Origin of the sequence: Kribbella sp. NPDC050459 (genome assembly GCF_040655315.1) — a bacterium.
Taxonomy (GTDB): Bacteria; Actinomycetota; Actinomycetes; order Propionibacteriales; family Kribbellaceae; genus Kribbella.
Window position 1 is genome coordinate 65,990 of record NZ_JBFAJQ010000007.1, and the last position, 21,005, is coordinate 86,994.

General features: G+C 69.7%; 18 protein-coding genes. 6 read left to right on the plus strand and 12 right to left on the minus strand.

The features are described 5' to 3' along the window. Window positions 1-26: 26 nt before the first annotated feature. The 3 genes from AB0I12_RS23160 to AB0I12_RS23170 form a co-directional block, all read right to left on the minus strand. The gene (locus AB0I12_RS23160) at window positions 27-1,673 is read right to left on the minus strand and encodes a DUF222 domain-containing protein (protein ID WP_359933228.1); all 1,647 of its coding nucleotides are present in this window, start codon (window positions 1,671-1,673) and stop codon (window positions 27-29) included. A 98-nt stretch (window positions 1,674-1,771) separates the two neighbouring features. After that, a complete protein-coding gene (locus tag AB0I12_RS23165) occupies window positions 1,772-2,251 on the minus strand; it encodes a pyridoxamine 5'-phosphate oxidase family protein (RefSeq protein ID WP_359933230.1) in 480 nt (159 codons plus the stop codon). A 33-nt stretch (window positions 2,252-2,284) separates the two neighbouring features. Further along, window positions 2,285-3,115 carry an alpha/beta fold hydrolase gene (locus tag AB0I12_RS23170; RefSeq protein WP_359933232.1) on the minus strand — a complete coding sequence of 277 codons (831 nt, stop codon included), beginning with the start codon at window positions 3,113-3,115 and terminating at the stop codon, window positions 2,285-2,287. Between the two features lie 35 nt (window positions 3,116-3,150). Between AB0I12_RS23170 and AB0I12_RS23175 the strand changes: the two genes are divergently transcribed. Next, window positions 3,151-3,621, plus strand: a complete 471-nt coding sequence (locus AB0I12_RS23175) for a MarR family transcriptional regulator (protein WP_359933234.1) — start codon at window positions 3,151-3,153, stop codon at window positions 3,619-3,621. A gap of 48 nt (window positions 3,622-3,669) precedes the next feature. On the opposite strand, the gene AB0I12_RS23180 is transcribed toward AB0I12_RS23175, so the two are convergent. From AB0I12_RS23180 to AB0I12_RS23195, 4 genes are read right to left on the minus strand one after another with little or no spacing between them, the layout of a single operon-like run. Beyond that, on the minus strand, window positions 3,670-5,343 hold the full coding sequence (locus AB0I12_RS23180; RefSeq protein WP_359933236.1) for a cytochrome bc complex cytochrome b subunit: 1,674 nt from the start codon (window positions 5,341-5,343) through the stop codon (window positions 3,670-3,672). Beyond that, window positions 5,340-6,392, minus strand: a complete 1,053-nt coding sequence (locus AB0I12_RS23185; RefSeq protein WP_359933238.1) for a Rieske 2Fe-2S domain-containing protein — start codon at window positions 6,390-6,392, stop codon at window positions 5,340-5,342. The genes AB0I12_RS23180 and AB0I12_RS23185 overlap by 4 nt, the downstream gene beginning before the upstream one ends. Next, window positions 6,389-7,255: a cytochrome c gene (locus AB0I12_RS23190; protein ID WP_359933240.1), complete on the minus strand. Its 867-nt coding sequence runs from the start codon at window positions 7,253-7,255 to the stop codon at window positions 6,389-6,391. Before AB0I12_RS23190 ends, AB0I12_RS23185 begins: the two co-directional genes overlap by 4 nt. Then, window positions 7,252-7,914, minus strand: coding sequence for a heme-copper oxidase subunit III (locus AB0I12_RS23195; protein WP_359933242.1), 663 nt, complete (start codon window positions 7,912-7,914; stop codon window positions 7,252-7,254). Before AB0I12_RS23195 ends, AB0I12_RS23190 begins: the two co-directional genes overlap by 4 nt. 82 nt (window positions 7,915-7,996) lie before the next feature. Here AB0I12_RS23195 and AB0I12_RS23200 point away from each other — a divergent pair, with 82 nt between their 5' ends. Genes AB0I12_RS23200 through trpD form a run of 3 tightly spaced genes read left to right on the plus strand, consistent with a single transcriptional unit; the run spans window position 7,997 to window position 10,442 of the window. Continuing rightward, a complete protein-coding gene (locus AB0I12_RS23200; protein WP_359933244.1) occupies window positions 7,997-8,914 on the plus strand; it encodes a cytochrome c oxidase assembly protein in 918 nt (305 codons plus the stop codon). Between the two features lie 58 nt (window positions 8,915-8,972). Beyond that, window positions 8,973-9,392, plus strand: a complete 420-nt coding sequence (locus tag AB0I12_RS23205) for a hypothetical protein (RefSeq protein ID WP_359933246.1) — start codon at window positions 8,973-8,975, stop codon at window positions 9,390-9,392. A 6-nt stretch (window positions 9,393-9,398) separates the two neighbouring features. Continuing rightward, the gene (trpD, locus tag AB0I12_RS23210; protein ID WP_359933248.1) at window positions 9,399-10,442 is read left to right on the plus strand and encodes an anthranilate phosphoribosyltransferase; all 1,044 of its coding nucleotides are present in this window, start codon (window positions 9,399-9,401) and stop codon (window positions 10,440-10,442) included. 42 nt (window positions 10,443-10,484) lie between these two features. On the opposite strand, the gene AB0I12_RS23215 is transcribed toward trpD, so the two are convergent. Continuing rightward, the gene (locus AB0I12_RS23215) at window positions 10,485-11,126 is read right to left on the minus strand and encodes a hypothetical protein (protein WP_359933250.1); all 642 of its coding nucleotides are present in this window, start codon (window positions 11,124-11,126) and stop codon (window positions 10,485-10,487) included. A 924-nt stretch (window positions 11,127-12,050) separates the two neighbouring features. Here AB0I12_RS23215 and AB0I12_RS23220 point away from each other — a divergent pair. After that, window positions 12,051-12,254: a hypothetical protein gene (locus tag AB0I12_RS23220; RefSeq protein ID WP_359933252.1), complete on the plus strand. Its 204-nt coding sequence runs from the start codon at window positions 12,051-12,053 to the stop codon at window positions 12,252-12,254. A gap of 1,411 nt (window positions 12,255-13,665) precedes the next feature. Here AB0I12_RS23220 and AB0I12_RS23225 read toward each other — a convergent pair. From AB0I12_RS23225 to AB0I12_RS23235, 3 genes are all read right to left on the minus strand, one after another. Then, window positions 13,666-17,322, minus strand: coding sequence for a hypothetical protein (locus AB0I12_RS23225; protein WP_359933254.1), 3,657 nt, complete (start codon window positions 17,320-17,322; stop codon window positions 13,666-13,668). Window positions 17,323-17,444: 122 nt separating this feature from the next. Beyond that, window positions 17,445-17,732, minus strand: a complete 288-nt coding sequence (locus AB0I12_RS23230; protein ID WP_355480274.1) for an Lrp/AsnC ligand binding domain-containing protein — start codon at window positions 17,730-17,732, stop codon at window positions 17,445-17,447. 30 nt (window positions 17,733-17,762) lie between these two features. Beyond that, window positions 17,763-18,554 carry a helix-turn-helix transcriptional regulator gene (locus AB0I12_RS23235; RefSeq protein ID WP_359933256.1) on the minus strand — a complete coding sequence of 264 codons (792 nt, stop codon included), beginning with the start codon at window positions 18,552-18,554 and terminating at the stop codon, window positions 17,763-17,765. Between the two features lie 84 nt (window positions 18,555-18,638). On the opposite strand from AB0I12_RS23235, the gene AB0I12_RS23240 reads away from it, so the two are divergent. After that, window positions 18,639-19,058: a hypothetical protein gene (locus tag AB0I12_RS23240; RefSeq protein ID WP_359933258.1), complete on the plus strand. Its 420-nt coding sequence runs from the start codon at window positions 18,639-18,641 to the stop codon at window positions 19,056-19,058. Here AB0I12_RS23240 and AB0I12_RS23245 read toward each other — a convergent pair. Next, window positions 19,055-20,848, minus strand: coding sequence for a DEDD exonuclease domain-containing protein (locus tag AB0I12_RS23245; protein WP_359933260.1), 1,794 nt, complete (start codon window positions 20,846-20,848; stop codon window positions 19,055-19,057). The genes AB0I12_RS23240 and AB0I12_RS23245 overlap by 4 nt on opposite strands. Window positions 20,849-21,005: the final 157 nt, after the last annotated feature.

Below are 21,005 nucleotides of genomic sequence, written 5' to 3' on the forward strand. Positions count from 1 at the left end.
CTGGGAGGCCGTGGCGTGTTTCTGACCTAGCCGGTCGGGGGTCCGGTCAGGGCGAAGTCAGCAGCCTCCTGGAGGACGGCGCCGTCCGCCTGCCACTTCGAACGCACGCCAACGGCCACCACCTCACCACCACCGAACAGCGCGCCGAGCGGTGCGCCCGGTGGTGCGGTGGGTGGATGGTTCGGCCTAGGGGCGGCGGCCCGTCGGCGGAAGCGGTGGGGATGTGCGGGTTCGGCCCAGCTGGGGCGGGCGACGTGGACGACGCCGTCGAGGATGGTGATGGTCCAGTGGCCCCTGTGCAGGTCGGTGTGGTGGCGGCGGCACAGCAGCGCCAGGTTGTCGACTTTGGTATGGCCGCCGTCGATCCAGGAGATCAGGTGGTGGGCGTCGCACATGATCGGCGGGGCTCCGCAGACCACGCAGCCGCGGTCGCGGGCGTTCAGGGCGCGGCGCATCGCCTTGGTGACCAGGCGTTCGAGGCGCCCGACGTCGAGCGGTTCGGAGTTCGAGCCGAGCACCAGCGGGATGATGTTCGCGTCGCAGGCCAGTCGCCGGATCGTGGCGGCCGACAGCCCGCCGCTGTAGACGGTGCGCCCGATCGCGTCCGCGGTCGCGGCTTTGAGGTCGTCCAGGTCGATCGTGACCGTGATGGTCGCCTTCGCGCCGTATCCGGCCGCGCGACCACCTGTGCCCACGGCGCCGGCTGTGCCGGCTGTGCCCGCGGTGCCCGCGGCGCCGGCTGTGTCCTCGGTGCCCTCAGCCGCCGAAGCCGCGGCACCCGCGGTGCCTGCCATGTCCCCTGTACCCGCGGTGCTCGCGGCACCGCCTGTACCCGGGGTGCTCGCGGCGGGGCCGGCTGTGCGGCCGGCGGTGGGGGCGGTGGTGTCCCACACGGCGGCGGCGATGCTCAAGGCATCCGACAGGGCGTCGGCCTGGCGCTTGTCGCGCAGGCGGGGGTCGTGTTCGCCGTCGACGGTCTTGTGTGGGCGGGCGCCGGCGTGCACGACGGCGCGCAGGAGTTCGGCGTTCTCGTTGGCCAGGAAGCCCTTGAACTTCACCCCGTTGTCGGCGGCGGCGAGCGTCAGGGACTCGCGGGCGTAGGCCTTGTGTTCTTCGGGTTCGGGGCCGTCGGAGTCCAGCAGGTCGGCGATCTCCTTGGCGGCGGTGCGCAGTTCGCCGGGCGACAGGTGACCGGCCAGCCCGACCAGCTGATCCGCAGCCGCGTCCAGATGCTCCACTGGGACCCGTGACCGGACCCGGTCGAGTCCGAACACGATCGCGGCCGCCTGCGCCGGACGAAGCAGCCAGCCACTGTCAGCACCGGCGTCTGCCATGCTGCCTTCGGCGTCGGCCGTGCTGTCTTCGGGGATGTGGGAAGCTTCGCAGGAGGCGGTCTCGGCGAGGGCGGCAGAGACGGCTGGGTAGTGCTCCAGCACCTGCGCGAGTCGGAGCGTACGGCGGGCGGCCGGGGCGTCCAGTCGGTACCGGAAACGCAGCAGCTCCGCGGTGTCGCGCGCCCCGAGCTCAGCGGCGTACCCGGTGGTCTCCACAGCCGCGACCACGGTCAGCCGGTAGGCCTCCAGGCGGGCGATCTCGGCGTCCAGCGCGTCGAGAGTGGACAGCAGTTCGCCGCCACCCATCGACCACGCCGGCCGCTCGCCCAGGAGTTCCATGCAGTCGACACTAGACGCCGGCGCCGACGATCAGCGAACCAGAATCCCCTTGTTTTGTGGGCAATTCGTGGGCCCACACAGCCCACACCCGCCGCGGACTAGGGCTGGGCGTCCTCCGCGGCGTACGACAGGACGCGCTCGGTGTTCAGCACGATCCAGACGTCGACCCACTTCCAGACATTGGGCCAGCTTCGATCGACGGCCGCGCGCAGGTCGTCGGGCAGGTCGTCGAGTGCGACCAGCTCAGCAGGCCCCTCGGCGATGACCGCGATGTGGCTCTCGTCGTCGTTCTCGGCGACCACCAGCGTCAGCCAGGGGTTGGTCCGCAGGTTGCGAGCGCGAATCGAGCCGGCCACAGCAGGCAGCCAGAAAGCGCCGCCGCTGCGGACGTACATCGACATCGACGCGTGCGGCCGCCCGTCCGGCCGGCTCGTACCGACCACCGCGTACTCACGGCGCCCCAGATAGCTCGTCAGCTGCTCGGCCGTGAGCCGGCGCTCCGGCGGATAGGTGCTCGCCGTAGCTGCCGTGGCACGCTCAAAGGTTCGATCCTGCAGCTCTGCCAATACCTCAGTCATGCCCCAACGCTAGACGCGACGTCAGCTGCCTGCTTATCGATTCCTGACCAGATGCGCCAGCAGCGGCGGAGCGACCTCATCGGCATGCAGCGACGGGAGCGAATGGTGGGTCGCAGTGGCGAGCTGTACGACGGTTGCGCCGGGGGAGAGCGTTGTGACTCGGCGGGTGAGGTGGGCGGCGTCCTGGCTCTTGCTGCGGCCGGCAACGAAGACCAGGGGAGTGAGGTCGCGCAGTTGGTCGTCGCTGGGGCGTTTGGTGCGGACGAACGGTGTAGACGGCTGCTCCGCGGCCAGACCGGCCAGCTCCAGGACTTGGGGGTCGAGGGGTAGGCCCTGGGTCTCCCAGCGCAAGAACGAGGCGGTCCGCTCGCGGGAGGGGCGCAGCAGGCTCGGCAGCGCTCTGAGGATGTACAGAAGGCGCAGACCGGTCCAGCAGTCCGTCGGGTCGAGGAGAGCCAGGCGCTCGACCCGCTCCGGGTGAGCGATTGCGTACGTGAGCGCGATCCAGGCGCCATACGAGTGACCGCACAGCGCGGCCCGCTCGATGCCGAGGCCGTCGAACGTGTTGGAGAGCCAGATGTGCAGGTCGTCTGGTGTCTTAGGCGTCCGGCCGGTGTTAGTACTGCGGCCCGCGTCCATGATCAGGTCGACCGCGTACACCCGGTACTGCTCCGCGAGCCGCGGGGCGACCGTGAACCACACCGGCGAGGTGGCTCCATGACCTGGAAGCAGTACGACGGGCGGCCCGTCGGCGGGACCGCACGCGTTCACGTGCGTCGTACCGAACTCGTCGGTCAGCTCGAGCTGCTCGACCGGCACGCCCCAGCGCGCGAGCAGACCGTCGTACATGTCCTGAAAGCTCATGCTGCCGAGAATAGCTCACTCAGTGAGGTAACTTGATGAGTATGCGAGAAGGAGTGACACCGTCCGACCCGGATCGGGCCGCCGCGCTGGACGTGGTGCACCTGCTGCGCGAGGTCGCCCTACGGCTCGAGTTGGCGGTGGGGGAGTTCGCGCGGACGACCGGCCTGCACGGCACCGACGTCCGGGCCCTGGTTCGCCTCCTGGACGCCGAACGCGCCGGAATGGAGGCCACACCAGGATGGCTCGCTCAACAGCTTGGAATGACCTCTCAGGCGACGACGGCGGTCATCCACCGCCTGGAGGCCGCCGGCCATGTCGAACGCCTCAGAAGCCGTAGAGACGGCCGCAGCGCCCGTCTCCAGGTCTCGGACAGCGCGGTGGCGCTCGGTTGGCAGCTCTTCGGCCCGCTTCTGGACCGGCTGATCGTCACCACCCAGGGCCTCGGCCCTGACGAGCAGACCGTGGTCAAGGAGTACCTGAGCGCGGTCTCGGACGCGCTGGGGTAAACGAAAGGGCCCCGGCAGATGCCGGGGCCCTTCGCACTGCGTACGACGTCAGGAGCGGTCGCTGGTGACCTCGCGGTAGGTCTCCGTGTCCTCCGTCAGCTCGTGGATCTCGTCGGCGTCGTGCGCGTGCTCGTGCGCCTCTTCGAGTTCCGCGGTCGTCGGCTTCTGCACGGCGTCGGCGTAGTAGAACCGGGACAGCGCGGCGCGGGCCTTGTGCAGCGCCCGGCGCGGGGCGCGGACGCCGTTCTCGTCCGTCTCCGGACCGAGCTCGTGCGGCACGACCCGGTCCCGCGCGGTCAGCGAGTACGCCTCGTACGTCGAGATCGGCTGGTGCTTCTCGGTGTACTTGCCGTCCGCGTCGCGCATGATCACGCCGGTCTCCAGACCGTGCAGCAGCCGCTCCTGGTCGGCCCGCTGCAGCGAGATCGCCCAGCGGCGGGCGATCCAGAAGCCCAGGATCGGGCCGAGGATCACCGCGAACCGCAGGAACCACGTCACGTTGTTCAGCGAGATGCCGAAGTGGGTGGCGATCAGGTCGTTACCGCCACCGATCCACAGCAGGGCGTAGAAGGTGATGAACGCGACGCCGATACCGGTCCGGGTCGGGACGTCCCGCGGGCGGTCGAGCAGGTGGTGCTCGCGCTTGTCACCGGTGATCCAGCCTTCGATGAACGGATACAGCGCGACCAGTGTGACGAACGCCGGTGGGATGATCAGGGCCGGTATCAGCAGGTTCCAGCTGATCGTGATGCCCCAGAACGTCGACTCGAAGCCCGGGAAGATGCGGACCGAGCCTTCCAGCCAGCCCATGTACCAGTCCGGCTGGGAGCCCGCGGTCACCTCGGCCGGGTTGTACGGGCCGTACAGCCAGACCGGGTTGATCTGCATCAGTGCGCCCATCAGCGCGGTGATGCCGAACACCACGAAGAAGAAGCCGCCGGCCTTGGCCGTGTACACCGGGAACAGCGGGTAGCCGACCACGTTCTTCTGCGTCCGGCCGGGGCCGGCGTACTGGGTGTGCTTGTGGTACACGACCAGGAACAGGTGCACCGTGACGAGCGCCAGGATGATGCCCGGGATCAGCAGCACGTGGACGATGAAGAACCGGGAGACGAAGTCGTCGCCGGGGAACTCACCGCCGAAGATGAAGAAGTTCATGTACGTGCCGACCACGGGTGAGGCCTGGATCATGCCGTTGGTGATCCGCAGACCGGTACCGGACAGCAGGTCGTCGGGGAGGCCGTAGCCGATGAAGCCCTCGATGATGCCCAGGAACAGCATCCCGAAGCCGATCAGCCAGTTCAGCTCCCGCGGCTTGCGGAACGCGCCGGTGAAGAACATCCGGAGCAGGTGCACCATCATCGCGGCGATGAACAGCACGGCCGCCCAGTGGTGGATCTGCCGGACCAGCAGGCCGCCGCGGACGTCGAAGGTGATGTCCAGCGTGGAGGCGTAGGCCTCCGACATGTGCAGGCCCTTGAGCAGGCTGTACGACCCCTGGTACTCGACCTCGGCCATCGAGGGCTTGAACCAGAACGACAGGAAGATGCCGGTCAGGATCAGGATGATGAAGCTGTAGAGCGCGATCTCGCCCAGCATGAACGACCAGTGGTCGGGGAAGATCTTCCGCAGGTTCTTCTTGCCGATCTTCGCGATGCCGAGGCGATCGTCGACCCACTTGACCGGTCCAGGGAACTCTGTGCTTGTTGACACTGTTGTCACCCTCGTTCGAAGAAGCTCGGGCCGACCGGCTCGGTGAAGCCGCTCTGCGCAACCAGGTAGCCCTCACTGTCCACTGCCAACGGTAGCTGAGGCAGCGGCCGGGCCGCAGGGCCGAAGACGACCTTGGCGCCGTCCGCGAGGTCGAAGGTCGACTGGTGGCACGGGCAGAGCACATGGTGCGTGGTCTGCTCGTACAGGGAGATCGGGCAGCCGACGTGGGTGCAGATCTTCGAGTAGCACAGGATGCCGTCGACGCCCCAGTTCTCCCGGCCCGGTGGGGTGCGGATCTCGCTGGGCTTGATCCGGACCACGATCACCGCGGCCTTCGCCTTGGCGTTCTGGTACTCGGCCGGGTTCTCCTCCTGCAGCGGGGCCAGGTTGGCCGGCGCCGCGTTGACCAGCTGGCCGACGACCATGTCGGACGGCTTGATCGGGCGGTCGGTGACGTCGTTGACGACCCGGATGCCCTTCGCCCAGATCGTGTTGTACAGCGCCCGGCCCGGCAGCGGGCCGAGGTCGCGGAGCAGGATGACGGCCGGCAGGCCGAGGACGGCCAGGGCGCCGATCAGCGAGTTGCGGATCATCTTGCGCCGGGTGAAGCCGGACTCCGCCGTGCCCTGCTGGAACGCCTCGGTGATCTCGGCGATCTGCTGCGGCGACGAGTGCGCCGGGTGCCGGTCCTCGGAGATCTCCTCGTCGACCATCAGCTTCTTGGCCCACTGGATCGCGCCCGCCCCGATCAGGAACAGCGCGAGCCCGATGCACAGGCCGATGACCATGTTGTTCGCGTTGCCGGACAGCGGGCCGAACTCGAGGATCGAGTCCCGCGGGATCGCGAAATACGCCACGCAGGAGCCCAGCACCAGCAGCGTCGCCAGGCCGAACATCGCCGACACCTGGCGCTCGACCCGGTCGGCCGCCTTCGGGTCGATGTCGGTGATCCGCGGCTCGTGCGGCTCCAGACCCGGGTCCGGAATCGGCTCCGCCACCTCTACGGCGCTGCCGTGCTCGTCCTCCGGCTTGACCGGGAGGTTCTTGTCGTCGCTCACTTGGCCTTCGCTCCCTTGGCCTTGACGCCCTTGGCGCCGATCCAGACCGCTACCGCTACCAGCAGACCGATCCCGACGAACCAGCCCCAGAGGCCCTCGGACACCGGGCCGAGCCGGCCCAGTCCGAAGCCGCCCGGGTCCTTCTGCGTCTGCAGGGCCTTCAGGTACGCGATGATGTCGCGCTTGTCCTCCGGCTGCATGACCTGGTCGGAGAAGACCGGCATCTGCTGCGGGCCGGTCAGCATGGCTTCGTAGATGTGCTTCTCACTGACACCCATCAGCGACGGTGCGTACTTGCCGTTCGGCAGTGCGCCACCGCGACCGGCGAAGTTGTGGCACGCCGTGCAGTTGGTACGGAACAGCTCGCCACCGCGGGTGACCTGCTCGTCGGTGGCCTTGCTCACGTCGTACGACTCCGACGCCGGCACCGCGGGACCGGGGGCGAGCGAGGCGACGTACGCGGCCAGGGCCTCGATCTCCTCCTCCGTGTACGCCGGGGCCTTGCGCGGGATCTGCGCGCCCGGCTGCATCGCCGGCATCCGGCCGGTACCGACCTGGAAGTCGACCGCGGCGGCGCCGACGCCGATCAGTGACGGGCCGGCCATCTTGCCCTCGCCGTTCCCGCCGCCCTCGGCGTTCAGGCCGTGGCAGCTGGCACAGCCGACCGCGAAGAGCTTCTTGCCCTCCTCGATCTGCTGGGACTGGGCCGAGTTGTCCGCCACCGCGTTGTCAGGGGCGAAGGCGGCGTACGCCGAGCCCACTGCCAGGAGGCCGAACAGGAGCACGACGAGGCCGGCGGACCGGTGCCGTCGTCGCGCGGAGAGAAAGCGCGCCGGTGACAAGGAAGGTCTCTTCTCACTCATTTGAGCAGGTAGATGGTCGCGAACAGGGCGATCCAGACCACGTCGACGAAGTGCCAGTAGTACGACACGACGATCGCCGAGACGGCCTGTTCGTGGGTGAACTTACGAGCCATGTACGTCCTGGCCAGGACGAACACGAAAGCGATGAGGCCGCCGGTCACGTGCAGCGCGTGGAATCCGGTGGCCAGGTAGAACACCGAGCCGTACGCGTTGGACGAGATCGTCAGGCCCTCCTGCACCAGTGCGGTGTACTCGGTCACCTGACCGGCGACGAAGACCGCGCCCATCATGTACGTGAGGATGAACCACTCACGCATGCCCCAGGAGCGGAGGTTCAGCAGCGAGCCGGTCCGGCCCACCCGGCCGTGTTCGGCAGCGAACACGCCGAACTGGCAGGTGAACGACGACGCCACCAGGATGAGCGTGTTCACCGAGGCGAACGGCACGTCCAAGCGCTCGGTCGAGAGCTGCCACAGCGTCTCCGTCCCCGGAGCGGCGGCAGCGGTCGTCACCGACCGGATCGTGAAGTACGCCGCGAACAGGGCGGCGAAGAACATCAGTTCGCTCGAGAGCCAGACGATCGTGCCGACACTGACCATGCTGGGACGGTCGTGGTGTCCGTGTTCACGAGACGCTGGGAGCGCGGTTGCAGTGGCCACGCGGTCATTATGTCGGTCCCGCTGTTCAGCGCCACGACCACCCCCGTGCATGTCGCCGAACCGTTGTTTCTACTGTGGAACCGTGCTTCCCCTTCACGCCACGCCCGGCGACCGGATCGAGCCGCTGACTCCGGTCCGGTTGCTGACGGCATGGACCTTCGAACCGGTGTTACTCGCCGTGATCGTCGTGCTCGGCGCGCTGTACCTGTACGGCGTCCACAAGCTGCGCAAACGCGGCGACAAGTGGTCCCGCGGCCGGACGTTCTCGTTCGTCGGCGTGGGGCTGGGAAGCGCCGTGATCGCCACCCAGTCCGCGCTCGGCACGTACGACACCGTGCTGATCAGCGTGCACATGGTGCAGCACATGATCCTGTCGATGCTGACGCCGCTCGCGCTGGCGCTCGGCGCGCCGGTCACGCTGGCGCTGCGGACCCTGCCGCAGCAGCCGCGGAAATGGTTGCTCTCCGTGTTGCACTCACGGTTCGCGAAGGTGCTCTGCTTCCCACTGATCGGCTTCACGCTGTTCGTGCTGAGCCCGTGGGCGCTCTATTTCAGCGGCTGGTACGACGCGACGCTGCACTCGACCGTGCTGCACGACCTGCTGCACCTGCACTTCATCCTGGTCGGCTCGCTGTTCTTCTGGCCGCTGCTCGGGCTGGACCCCGTGCCCGGTCGGGTGATCTACCCGTTCCGGCTGATTCTGGTGTTCCTCACGTTGCCGTTCCACGCGTTCCTAGGGATCACCATCATGTCGGCGAACACGCTGATCGCCGAGGACTGGTACACCAGTTTCGGCCGGTCCTGGCCACCGTCGCCGCTGCACGACCAGTACATCGCGGGTGGCCTGCTGTGGGGCTCTGGCGACATCGTCGGCGTGGTGTTCTTCGCCGTGCTGTTCGTCCAGTGGGTGCGTGACTCGCAGCGTGAGGCGCGTCGTGAGGACCGGCGCCTGGACCGCCTGGAGGAACAGGCGCGCCGGGCCGAACAGGCGCCCCGGTAGCATGCGCGGTGTTGTTTGAATGTCCAGTCTTCCTCAGAACACAGCTTGGGATGGATCGATGAGTTCAGAGCGTCCGCTGAAGGTCCTGGTCTACAGCGACGACCGTACGACGCGGGAGTCCGTCCGGCTGGCCCTCGGCAAGCGGCCCGCGGCCGATCTGCCCGAGCTCGAGTACGTCGAGTGCGCCACCGAGCCGGCCGTCATCAAGACCATGGACAAGGGCGGCATCGACCTGGCCGTCCTCGACGGCGAGGCCGTCCCGGCCGGCGGCATGGGGATCGCGCGGCAGCTGAAGGACGAGATCTTCCAGTGCCCGCCGGTCCTGGTCATCACCGGCCGTCCGCAGGACGCCTGGCTGGCGACCTGGTCGCGGGCCGAGGGCGCGGTCTCGCACCCGATCGACCCCATCAAGCTGGCCGAGGTCACCGCGGAGCTGCTCCGGCAGCGGCTGGCCAAGCTCCCCGCCACCACCGCCTGACGCACCATGGGGGCTTACACCTGGCCGCAGGTGCTGAACCCGCTGCTGCGGCGTGAGGACCTGGAGGCCACCGCCACGGCGTGGGCGATGGAGCAGATCCTGTCCGGCGCCGCCTCACCCGCGCAGCTCGCCGGGTTCGTGATCGCGCTGCGCTCCAAGGGCGAGACCGTCACCGAGGTCGAGGGCCTGGTCGCCACGATGCGCGACTTCGCCACCCGGATCTCGGTGCCCGGCCGGACGCTGGACGTCGTCGGTACCGGTGGTGACCAAGCCCACACGGTGAACATCAGCACGATGTCCGCGATCGTCGCGGCCGGGGCGGGCGCGAAGGTGCTGAAGCACGGCAACCGCGCGGCCTCGTCGGCCTGCGGCGCGGCGGACGTCCTCGAGGAGTTGGGCATTCCGCTCGACCTGACCGCGGCGCAGGTGGCCGAGGTGGGGGAGCGGGCCGGGATCACGTTCTGCTTCGCTCCGGCGTTCCACCCCGCGCTGCGGCATGCCGCCGTACCGCGGCGGGAGCTCGGGGTGCCCACCACGTTCAACTTCCTCGGCCCGCTCGCGAACCCCGGGAACCCGTCGGCGCAGGCGGTCGGCGTCGGCGACGGCCGGATCGCCGGGCTGATGGCCGGTGTCCTCGCGCGGCGCGGCATCGACGCGCTCGTGTTCCACGGCGACGACGGCCTGGACGAGCTGACCACGCGGACGACGTCACAGGTGTGGACGGTCGGCGGCGGTCAGGTCGAGGGACCGGTCACGCTCGACCCGCGGGAGCTGGGCATCGAGCCGGTGGCCGCGGACGCGTTGAAGGGCGCGGACGCGGCGTACAACGCGAAGGTCGTGCGGGCTCTGGTCGACGGCGAGCCGGGGGCGGTGCGGGACGTCGTACTGCTGAACGCCGGCGCGGCGCTCGCGGCGTACACGCCGGAGGCCGGCACTGTGACGGAGCGGATCCGCAGCGGCATGGACCGCGCGGCCGAGGCGATCGACTCCGGGGCCGCGAAGGACGTGCTGGACCGCTGGATCGCGGCCTGCGCCGAGGTGCGCGGCTAGTCCTTGTTGATGCCGGCGGGGATTGTCCCCGCCGGCATCTTCCTACTTGTTGACCTTGATCTGGCTGACCTTGTAGCGCCAGACGTTCTGCCACGCCGGGGTTGAACCAGCCAGGTCGGCGATCGACACGTCTGCGGTGCCGTCGCCGCGGTCGATGACCGCGATCATGATCGTCGAGTACGTCTCCGTCAGCTTCGGCACGCTGACCGGGACCCTGGCCGTCAGTTCGTGGCCCGGGTGGCCGTTGACCGTGATGACCTTGTGGGTGCTGCTGCCCTTCACCACCGTCACGTTCTTGTCGTACAAGTTGACGAGTGCGCGGGCGCCGATCTGGATCGCGGCCTGCTTACGACCTGCCGCGGAGTTCTGGTACGGGATGTCCGGCGGGAGCTGGCCGAACGACACGTAGTTGCCCCACGACGAGCCCTTGCCGTTGTAGTTGCTGTGCACCGTCAACCAGACCGCGGCGCCGCCCCACAACCCGGTGCGCTCGTAGTTGTTGCCCCACGCCGAACTCATCACCGGCATCGTGTCGTTGTTGGCCGCCAGCATCTCGGTCCCGAGCACCTTGCCGTACGGCGTCGGCGTCTTCGTCGGCTTCACCGACGGACTGACCGTCTCGATCGGCTTCTCCGCCGCCGTCGGCAACGCAACCGGACTGATCGCCTCAGCCCTGTTCCACACCCACCCCACACTCAACCCGGTAGCAGCCAAAGCCGCCACCACCAACACCACAGCCCCCACCGCCCGAGCCCGCCCACCAGGCCCGCCCCCGGCACCTACGCCGACGGACCCCCCACCCCCATGCCGAGCCGCCCCCCGCGACCCACCACCAACCCCATGACCCCCCACAAACCCACCAGCCCCACGCCCAGCCCCCTGCGTGGCACCGCGTGTGGCCCCGTGCGCGGCGCCCTGCCCGGTCCCGTGCCCAGCCCCGTGCGTGGCACCCTGCCCAGCACCCTGCCCAGCACCCTGCCCAGCACCCTGCCCAGCACCCTGCCCAGCACCCTGCCCAGCACCCTGCCCAGCACCCTGCCCAGCCACGTACGCGGCGCTGTGCCCGGCGCCGTCCCAAGCCCCATGCGCGGCATCCTGCCCAGCGCCGAGCCCGGCCCCGTGCGCGGCACCCTGCCCAGCACCCGGCCCACCCGAGCGCCCATCACCCGAACCAACCCCCTGCGCACCTGGGTGAGAACCCCCCGCAGCCCCGGGCCCAACCGCCCGCGAAACCACCTCAGTAAACAAGGCCCGCCCACCCTGCGCCCCGGCCTGCTGCCCGCCCTGCGGCCCAGCCGGCCCACCTTGCGCAGATCCTCCCGGCCCGCCGTGCGCTGAGCTCTGCACCCCAGGCTGCGGCGCGGCGTGCTGACCGCCCTGCGGTCCTCCTGCCTGCCCGCCTTGTGCCGAACTGATCTGCCCGTGCGGCCCAGCCTGCTGATTGACCTGCCCGCCGGCCTGCTGGCCGCCTTGCCCACCTTGCGCCGAATCGACCGGCCCGCCGTGCGCTGAGCCCTGCACTCCCGCTTGCGGCGCGGCATGCTGCCCGCCCTGCGGCGCAGCCTGACCGCCCTGTCCCGAACCGAGCTGCCCGCCTTGCGGTCCAGCGTGCTGAGAGCCTTGCCCGCCGACCTGCTGGCCGCCCTGAGCCCCAGCAGGCCCGCCCTGCGCCGAACTGACCTGCCCGCCCTGCGCCCCGGCCTGCTCGCCGAACTGCGGCCCACTGCCCTGAGGCCCAGCAGCCTGCGCCTGCCAGCCACCCGCCCGCTGACCGCTCTGCTGCACACCCCACATCTGCCCGGCCTGGCCTGACTCTGCAGGAGTCTGCTGCCCAGGGTGGGATTGGGGCTGACGCGGTTGCCCGTAGCCACCGTCCGGTCGGCCCGCTTCAGCCTGCCCCGACTGCTGCACCGGACGCTGCCCGCCGTACTGCGCCCCCGCCGGCGGAGCCGCATGCTGAGGCCGCACCTGCTGCCCACCCGGCCGCTGTGGCTGCTGCACGCCCCACATCGGCGCACCCGGCTGCATGCCATGCTGCTGACCGCCCGCCGCCTGAGACCCCGCTGGCTGAGGCCCCGCTGGTTGAGGCCCCGCCGGCTGAGAACCCGCCGCCTGGGACGCCGCGTGCTGCCCGCCCGCCTGGGACCCCGCATGCGGGCCGCCGGCCTGGCCGCCCGACTGCGGGGAACCCAAGTGCTGGCTGCCTGACTGCTGGCTGCCTGACTGCTGTCCGCCTGACTGCTGTCCGCCTGACTGCGGTCCGCCTGGCTGCAGGCCGCCCAACTGCTGTGCGCTTGGTGCCTGTGTGCCGGGGCGTGGCGGCGCAGGTGGTTGCTGAGTGGTCGGTTGCTGGTGGGGAGAAGGCTGTGAGGGCTGGCCGGTCCAGTGCTGCTGCGGCGGGGCTGCATGTTGCGGCCGTACCGGCGGAGGAGGCGGCGCCGGAGCAGGCGACTGCCCGAACAGAGCATCCGAAGACCCACCCTGCCCCGCACCCGGTGCCTGACCCGCCCCCTGAGCTCCACCCAAACCGGGCGCCTGACCTGGCCCCCATGCCTCCCCAAGACCCGGCGCCTGACCTGCGCCCCACGCCGTACCGTGACCTGACGCCTGACCTCCACCCGACGCCGCACCATGACCCTGCGCTTGGCCAGCACCACGTCCGTCACTTAGACCTGGCGCCTGACCCGAACCCGGCCCCTGACCGAGACCTGATGCCTGGCCTGCGCCACGTGCCTCGCCGACGCCTGACGCCCCGCCTGCGCCAAGCACCTCACCAAGCCCTGGCACCTGACCCGCACCCGGCGCCTGACCAAGACCTGATGCCTGGCCTGCGCCAAGCGCCCCGCCGAGACCTGGTGCCTGACCCGCACCCGGCGCCTGACCGAGACCTGATGCCTGGCCTGTGCCACGTGCGTGGCCGACGACTGATGCCTCGCCTGCGCCGAGCGCCTCACCTAGACCTGGTGCCTGACCCGCACCCGGCATCTCACCGTGACCTGGTAGCTGGCCGGCGCCCAGCGACTCGGCGATACCCGGCGTTTGCCCGGCGTCCGGCGCCTCGCTGGCACTTGCCGGGTGGTCAGCACGCGGTGGTTCACCGAGACCTGGTACCTGGCCGGTGCCCTGTGCCTCGCTGCTGGGCGTGGGGGAGGGCGGTGCTTGGGGGGTGCCGGTGAGCGGGTCCGTGCCCTGGGGGGTGTCGTGGGGCGGGGTGTGGTTGTTGTCAGCCAACTTGAATTCCTAGGTAGGCCTGGTCCGCGGCCTTCTTCAGGTCCGGGCGGTTGTTCGGGATGCCGCTGATGTAGGCGACCGCCGTCCCGTCACCGAGGTCGAAAACGGCCACCGTCAGGGTAAGTACTCGATCGGTCACCGCAGTCGTTGTCGCGGTCACGGACTGCTGGAACACCCAGCCGGCCTTGCCGCTCCGCTTGACGGGACCGTTCGCGACCGTCTTGTACGTGACCGGGATGTTCCCGTACATGCGTTCGCGCACCTTCAGCGACAGCGACGCCGCGGTCGCCCTCGGGTCGCCGTTGAAGCCGGATCCGGTGCCAAGACCGCCGACGAAGATGTCCGCGCTCCAGTCGTCGCCTTCGACGACGTCCTCCTTGAGGACGATGCGCTGCCCGTTCGAGTTGATCAGCTGCTCGACCAGGCGCTTGCGGTCCGACCACGGCGGATTCCGGCGCGGGAACGAGATCGCGTCCGACGCGATCCGGCCGGCGCCTTCGTGCAGCGACGGGTTCTTCGACTGACCGGGTTTGGTGCTGGACTGGTTCGTCGGCGTGGGGGAGGAGCTCTGCGTCGGCGTACCGGTCGGATCCGGGTCCGCCGTCTCCTTGTCGCCCTTCGTCAGCAGAACCACCGCAGCCACGATCAGCAAGACCACTGCGACCCCGCCGGCGATGATCAGCGGCATCTTCCCGCCGAACGGACCACCTCCGCCGGAACTCTTGGACTTCTTGCTGCCCTTGCCGCCGTCCCGCTTGCCGACACCGGCACTCAGGTCGGTCTGACCGCCCCAAGCCTCGTTCGCGTCGTCGCCCCAGGCTCGTTGCGTCTGTTGACCAGCCCAAGCCTGCTGGCCCTGCTGCTGGCCGGCCTGCTGGTTGTCGGCACCCCACTGCTGTTGGGTCGGCTGAGCGTTCTGCTGAGCGGCGGCTGGCTGCTGGCCCCACGGCGAGGATCCCTGTACGCCGTTCGAGTCGCCCCAACCGTTGTCGCTGGGCGCATCAACTCCCGCCGTACTCTGCTGTGAACCCCAAACCTGCCCGGCCTGAGCGGTCTGCCCCGCACTCGAGGTCTGGCTCGGCTGATCGCCCCAGAGCTGGACAGGCTGCTCCTGCGGGGTGTCTGACGTCTCCGGAACAGTCCAGAGAGGACTGGCCTTCTCTGGTTTCTGCTCGTCCTCTTCGGCCGACGCCTCGACACCCCACGCTGGTACGTCGGATGCCTGCTCGTCCTGCCCGTCACCGGACTGGCTACCCCAGTCGGGCCTCAGCTGACCGGCCGCCTCAGCGTCATCAGCCGCCAGCAGCTCAGCAGCCCGCTCGTCCGCCGCCCGCTGGTCCGTTGTCCGCTGGTCTGCAGCCCGCTGGTCCGCTGTCTGCTGGTTCACTGCGTGCGGGTCGGTTGCCGGCTGGTTCGCTGCCTGCGGGTCTGCGGCGGACTGGTCCGCGGTCTGCTCGTCCTCAGCGCGCTCACCTGCTGTCTGCGGGTGCGCGGCGTGCTGGTCCGTTGTCCGCTGGTTCGCGGCCTGTTCGTCCGCGGCTGGCGTGTCGGTGTCGGCTGCAGATGTCGGCCTTGCCTCGGCCGCGTCGTCGGCGAGGGCTGGGGCGAGCTTGAGGGTCCAACCGGTGGCTTGTTCGTCTGGCTGTACGTCGGTGGGTGGGGCGGACTCTTCTTCGAGCTCGGGGGAGATCTCACGTCGGGTCCAGTGCTCCGGCGGAGCGGGGGCTAGCTCCGGAGCGCCCCAGGTCGCGCGCGCACGTGCGGCTGCCTCGGCTCGCGACGCCTCGGTGGTCTGAGCCGGCTCTACTGTCTGTGTCGCCTGGGCAGCTGCTGACTGGGGCGAGGGCGCGGTTTCGTCCGGCGCGACTGCGCGCAGGCGTGTACCGCCGGTCGCTGCGTCGTTGGTGGACGGCGTCGTGCTCCACAGTTGCGGTGTGGCGGCCGGTTGCCACCAGCCGCCGCCTTCGGCTTGTTCGGTCGTCTCGGCAGGGGTGTGCTGCACCGCGCGGAGGCCAGGCGTGGGCTGTGGTTCGTCCGCAGGCTGTACGGGCACTGGGCGCGTCGGCTCGTTGGCGTCAGGTGCGTGGTCCGTCGGTTGCTGCGCCGGAACTTGCTGCCGCGTGTCCCAGTTGCCGGACGTGCCTTGTTCAGAGGGGGTCTGCTCGGGCTGGTCGTACGAGGTGAACTGGTCTGCTGTCCACGGCTGCTGGTTGGCCGACCACGACTGTTGCTGGGTCTGCTCGGGTGTGCCTGAGCCTTGCACGGTCGGCTCCTGCGACCAGTCCTGCTGGGCAGACCACGGCTGCTGCTGGGTCTGCTCGGAGTCAGGATCCGGCTGGTCATAGCTGCTGAACTGATCAGCCGACCACGACTGCTGATCCGCAGACCACGACTGCTGGGGCTGGTCCGGCTGCTGACCCTCCTGATGCGCAGGCCAGGGCTGTTGCTGGTTGTGCCCTGCGGGCTGCTGCTGGCCGGGCCACGGCTGCTGCTGGTTCTGCTCGGCGTTGGGCTGGTCGTAGGAGCTGAACTGGTCGGCGGACCAGGGCTGTTGGTCTGCGGACCAGGGTTGTTGTTGGGTGGTGTCGTGGGGCGTGGACTGCTGGTCCGGCTGTTGCTGGGCCGGCCAGGGCTGGTTCTGCTGCTGAGTTCCAGGCTGCTGTTGGGCAGGCCAAGGCTGTTCCTGGTGGTGAGCGGCAGGCTGCTGGCCGGGTGCCGCCTGCTGCGGGGGCTGGTCGGCGTTGGGCTGGTCGTAGGAGCTGAACTGGTCAGCTGACCACGGCTGCTGCTCGGCGGACCACGGCTGTTGTTGCGTGGTGTCGTGGGGTGTGGACTGCTGGTCAGGCTGTAGCTGGGCGGGCCAGGGCTGGTTCTGCTGCTGAGTTCCAGGCTGCTGTTGGGCAGGCCAAGGCTGTTCCTGGTGGTGAGCTCCAGGTTGCTGCTGGCCGGGCCACGGCTGCTGCTGGGGCTGGTCGGCGTTGGGCTGGTCGTAGGAGCTGAACTGGTCGGCGGACCAGGGCTGTTGGTCTGCGGACCACGGCTGTTGTTGCGTGGTGTCGTGGGCCGTCGACTGCTGGTCCGGCTGCTGTTGGGCAGGCCAAGGCTGTTCCTGGTGCTGAGCTCCAGGCTCTTGCTGGGCAGGCCAGGGCTGTTGCGCTGCGGGGTGGTGCTGGCCGGGCGCCGGCTGGTGCTGGGAGTGCTCGGCGTTGGGCTGGTCGTAGGAGCTGAACTCGTCTGCTGACCACGGCTGTTGGTCGGCGGACCACGGCTGTTGCTGGCCGTCGGCGTGCTGGCTTGGCCAGGACTGCTGCTGAGCGGGCTCCTGCGGCTGAGCCGGCCAGGACTGCTGCTGGGAGGGCTCGTCCTGCGGGATCGGCCAGGTTTGTTGCTGAGCGGGCTCCTGCTGCTGGGTTGGCCAAGGCTGTTGCTGCTCGGCTGGCCGGGGGTGCTGATCGACCTGGTCGGTGGTGGCTTCCGGGTGGGAGGCTGCCTGATCGGGATCAGCCGGAGTCGGCTCGGGCGCCGTGGGCTCTTCGGTCGCCTCGTTCTCGTGTTTGGTTTTGCTGGTCCACTTCTTGCCGTCCCAGAAGCGGATGGTGTGGGGCTGGCCGGTGGGGTCGGGGTACCAGCCGACGGGTGGGTTGCTCATCCGCGTCCTCGCTGGGATGCCTGCGCGACTGCGCGGACCTGCTCGGCATGGACCTGACCCCGGACGTTCATGTGCACACCGTAACTTCAGCTCGTGTCAGTCGGATCCGGTGGGACCACGTCTCAGACACCGTCCTCCTGGCCTAGGCTGAAGGCTGCCTCCAGGTCGTGGCTGGAGTACGCGCGGAAGGCGATGTGGGTCTCGGTGCTGAGCACACCCGGCACCCGGTTGACGTGCTCGGGGATGACGGTGGCGAGGTCGTCGTGCCGCGCGACCCGGACGAGGGCGATCAGGTCGAGCCCGCCGGTCACGGAGTACACCTCGCTGACGCCGTCGATCGCCGCCACTTGCTCGGCGACCTCCGGGATCCGTGCGACGTCGGCCTTGATGAACACGATCGCGGTGACCATGCCGTCCTCTCCTCCAGAACACTCACCTTCTCAACCTGCTGAAGCATAGTCGCGGCCGAGTCCCGGCAGCGCGGCCGCGGTCGGTTCGTCCGCGGGCAGGAACGCCTCCATCCGCAGCTCCGACACGGTCACGTCGACGGCGGTCCCGAACCTGGTCAGCGTCGTGATCAACCGCAGCTCCCCGCCCGGCGACCGCAGCCGCAGCGGTACGGCGAACCCGAGGTGGTCCGGCCCTGTTTCCGGGCGCGGCGGGATCAGCGAAACCAGCTCGGCGATCAGCGCGTCGGCCTCGAGGTTCGGCACCAGGGCGGCCTCGCGGCTGAGCCCGTCGATCACGTGCCACGACCACTCGGCGAGATTGACGATCCGCGGTGCCAGCCCGTCGGGGTGCAGGAACAGCCTCGGCACCGACACCGGCGCAACCAGCAGGTACGGCGAGACTCCGGCGACGAGCGCGTCGAACGACCTGTTCGCGAGCACCAGGTCACCACGCCGATCCACCACCACGGCCGGGCTCGGCCGGTGCCCGTCGAGGATCCGGGCCAGCGCGGTCCGGATCGCGGTGAGGCTGGGGGAGTCGTACGGCGTTTCGTCGTACGCCGGGGCGTAGCCGCCGGACACGAGCAGCTGGTTGCGCTCCCGCAACGGCACCTGGAGCGACTCGGCGAGCCGGATGACCATGTCGCGTCCCGGCACCGACCGGCCGCTCTCGATGAAGCTGACGTGTCGCTGCGTGGTCCCCGCACGGACGGCCAGCTCGAGCTGACTCACCCGCCGGCGGGCGCGCCACGACCGTAGTCCTACGGACAGTTCGGATGCCATGCCGCAGTTCTAACGCATGCCGCCGACAATCCATACCCAGCAGGGAATTGCCGGTCGATGGGTGCCCCCGGCAAAGTCGTGGTCATGAACAACAACGCAGCGGAAGACCTCGCGAAGCGATATGTAGCAATCTGGAACGAAGCCGACGCCGACGCCCGCAAGGAGGCCGTCGAAGCATTGTGGACCGACGGTGGCGTGCACCTGCTGGAGCCGCCCGAGGAGATCGTCAAGCGGGCCGCCGAGATCGGCGTCACCGCGACCCTGGAGGCGCGTGGACACGCGGAGCTGCTCAGCCGCGTGACCCGCGCGTACGACGAGTTCGTCGCGCCCGGGCAGTACGAGTTCGTGAAGCACGGCGAGGCGGCCGCGCTCCGCGACGTGGTGAAGTTGCGCTGGGCGATGGTCCCGGCCGGCGGCGGCGAGCCGCTTGCCATCGGCATCGATCTCCTCCAGCTCGCCCCGGACGGCCGCATCGGCACCGACTACCAGTTCATCGAGGCCTAACCAACCCGAGCCGGGCCCAGCGGGCGGAGGTGGCGGCGGCGTTCGGTGGGGTGCTGGTGGTGGTCGGAGTGGGCGTTGTCGAGGCGGGTGAGATGGCGGCCGGCGCCGCTCACCGGGCAGGTCCAGGTGCCGTCCATCTCGACCAGGCGGATGCCGGGGAGCTCGAGCCAGCGCAGGATGAGCTCGATCTCCTCCGGCGAGGCCGCCGCGACCGGCCCGATCCCGGGCAGCACCGTCTCGGCCGAGGCGCGCAGCATCTCCAGGTGCGGCCGCGGGTCGGCGCCGCGCGGGCTGAACCCGGCCGCCGCGAGTCGCCCGCGACGGATCACGTGCAGCTCCCAGCCGCCGTCGTCGGTCCGCCTGGCGGCACAGATCTCGGCGCAGCCGGTGATGGACGCCATCCGCTGCATCCGCGCCGAGCTACGCACGAACGCGCTCAACCGGTCCCGGTGGACGGCGGCGTCCTCGAACCGCTCGTCCGCGGACAGTACGTCGATGCGCCGGTCGAGCGCGTCGACGACCGGCGTCGGGTCGGCCGTCAGCGCCGACCGGAGCGCCGCGACGAACTCGCCGTACGAGTCCATCGAGATCCGGCCGTCGCACGGCGCCACGCACCGGCCCATCTCCGCCAGCACGCACGGCGACAGCGAGGGGTGCTTCGACATCCGCGCGGTGCACTGCCGGATCGGGAACGCCTCGTGCAGCGCGGCCATCGCCCGCTCGGCGGTCTTGCGGGAGCTGAACGGCCCGAGATACCCGGCGTCGTCGTCACGCACCTGTTTGACCAGCGACAACCGCGGAAACGGTTCGACCGTGACCTTCAGCCAATGCTGCCGCTCCGGGAACTTCGACCGCCGGTTGTACCGCGGCTTGTGTTCCGCGATCAGCCGCAGCTCCCGGATCTCCGCCTCCAGCGGCGTCCCGCACTCGATCCCGCGGACGCCGGTGGCGATACCGACCATCTCGCCGATCCGGTTCCTGGTCTCGGAGGCGGTGAAGTACGAGCGGACGCGGGTGCGCAGGTCCTTGGACTTCCCGACATACAGCACCTCGCCGCGGTCGTCGGTGAACAGGTACACACCCGGTGCGTGCGGCAACGACTCGGCCAGGTGGCGTTTGGCCCGGACGGCCGGCGCGACCCGGGACGAGAACGTCTGCAGGTCCTCCAGCGTTTGCACGCCCAACGACCCGACCCGCTCGAACAGTCCGTGCAGCACGTCGACGGTCGCGCGGGCGTCGGACAAAGCGCGGTGGTTCGGCGTGGTCGTCGTGCGGAACAGCTTCGCGAGCGTGCCGAGCTTGCAGTTCGGCGCCTCGTCGGGGGTGATCACCCGGCGGGCCAGCAGCGCGGTGTCGACGACGGTGAAGTCGGGCCAGTCGTACCCGTGGACGAGGCTCTCGTGTTTCAGGAAGCCCATGTCGAACGGCGCGTTGTGCGCCACCATCACGCAGCCGCGCGCGAACTCCAGGAACGCCGGCAGCACCGACTCGATCCGCGGCGACGCGGCGACCATCCCGTTGGTGATCCCGGTCAGCACGGCGATGAACGGCGGGATCGACTCCGACGGGTTGACCAGCGTCTGGAACTCGCCGACCACCTCGCCCGCGCGCACCTTGACCGCGCCGATCTCGGTGATGCCGCCCTCGCCCGGCGGGTTGCCCGTCGTCTCCAGGTCCACGACGCAGAACGTGATGGCGTGCAGCGGCGTGCCGAGGTCGTCGAAACTGTGCTGCACACCGCGGATCGGCAGCAGCGGATCCGGGGCCGGCGCATGCCCTGGGCTCGTCATGGCCACGACGCTAGGAGTCGCCACCGACAATTCCGCAGGTGACACGCAGGAGAGTCGACTAGGCTCTCGGTATGCGTACACAGGCGATCACCGCGGAACCGGGCCCGGCGCCCGCTCGCTGTGGTCTGCGTCACTGGTCGAGCAGCAGCTGCCAGGT

Coding starts and splice junctions, on each gene's coding strand:
- AB0I12_RS23235 (WP_359933256.1), bottom strand. CDS start 18,554: ATGGCATCCGAACTGTCCGTAGGACTACGGTCGTGGCGCGCCCGCCGG.
- AB0I12_RS23170 (WP_359933232.1), bottom strand. CDS start 3,115: ATGAGCTTTCAGGACATGTACGACGGTCTGCTCGCGCGCTGGGGCGTG.
- AB0I12_RS23240 (WP_359933258.1), top strand. CDS start 18,639: ATGAACAACAACGCAGCGGAAGACCTCGCGAAGCGATATGTAGCAATC.
- AB0I12_RS23225 (WP_359933254.1), bottom strand. CDS start 17,322: ATGAGCAACCCACCCGTCGGCTGGTACCCCGACCCCACCGGCCAGCCC.
- AB0I12_RS23230 (WP_355480274.1), bottom strand. CDS start 17,732: ATGGTCACCGCGATCGTGTTCATCAAGGCCGACGTCGCACGGATCCCG.
- AB0I12_RS23165 (WP_359933230.1), bottom strand. CDS start 2,251: ATGACTGAGGTATTGGCAGAGCTGCAGGATCGAACCTTTGAGCGTGCC.
- AB0I12_RS23160 (WP_359933228.1), bottom strand. CDS start 1,673: ATGGAACTCCTGGGCGAGCGGCCGGCGTGGTCGATGGGTGGCGGCGAA.
- AB0I12_RS23205 (WP_359933246.1), top strand. CDS start 8,973: ATGAGTTCAGAGCGTCCGCTGAAGGTCCTGGTCTACAGCGACGACCGT.
- trpD (WP_359933248.1), top strand. CDS start 9,399: ATGGGGGCTTACACCTGGCCGCAGGTGCTGAACCCGCTGCTGCGGCGT.
- AB0I12_RS23245 (WP_359933260.1), bottom strand. CDS start 20,848: ATGACGAGCCCAGGGCATGCGCCGGCCCCGGATCCGCTGCTGCCGATC.
- AB0I12_RS23190 (WP_359933240.1), bottom strand. CDS start 7,255: ATGAGTGAGAAGAGACCTTCCTTGTCACCGGCGCGCTTTCTCTCCGCG.
- AB0I12_RS23175 (WP_359933234.1), top strand. CDS start 3,151: ATGAGTATGCGAGAAGGAGTGACACCGTCCGACCCGGATCGGGCCGCC.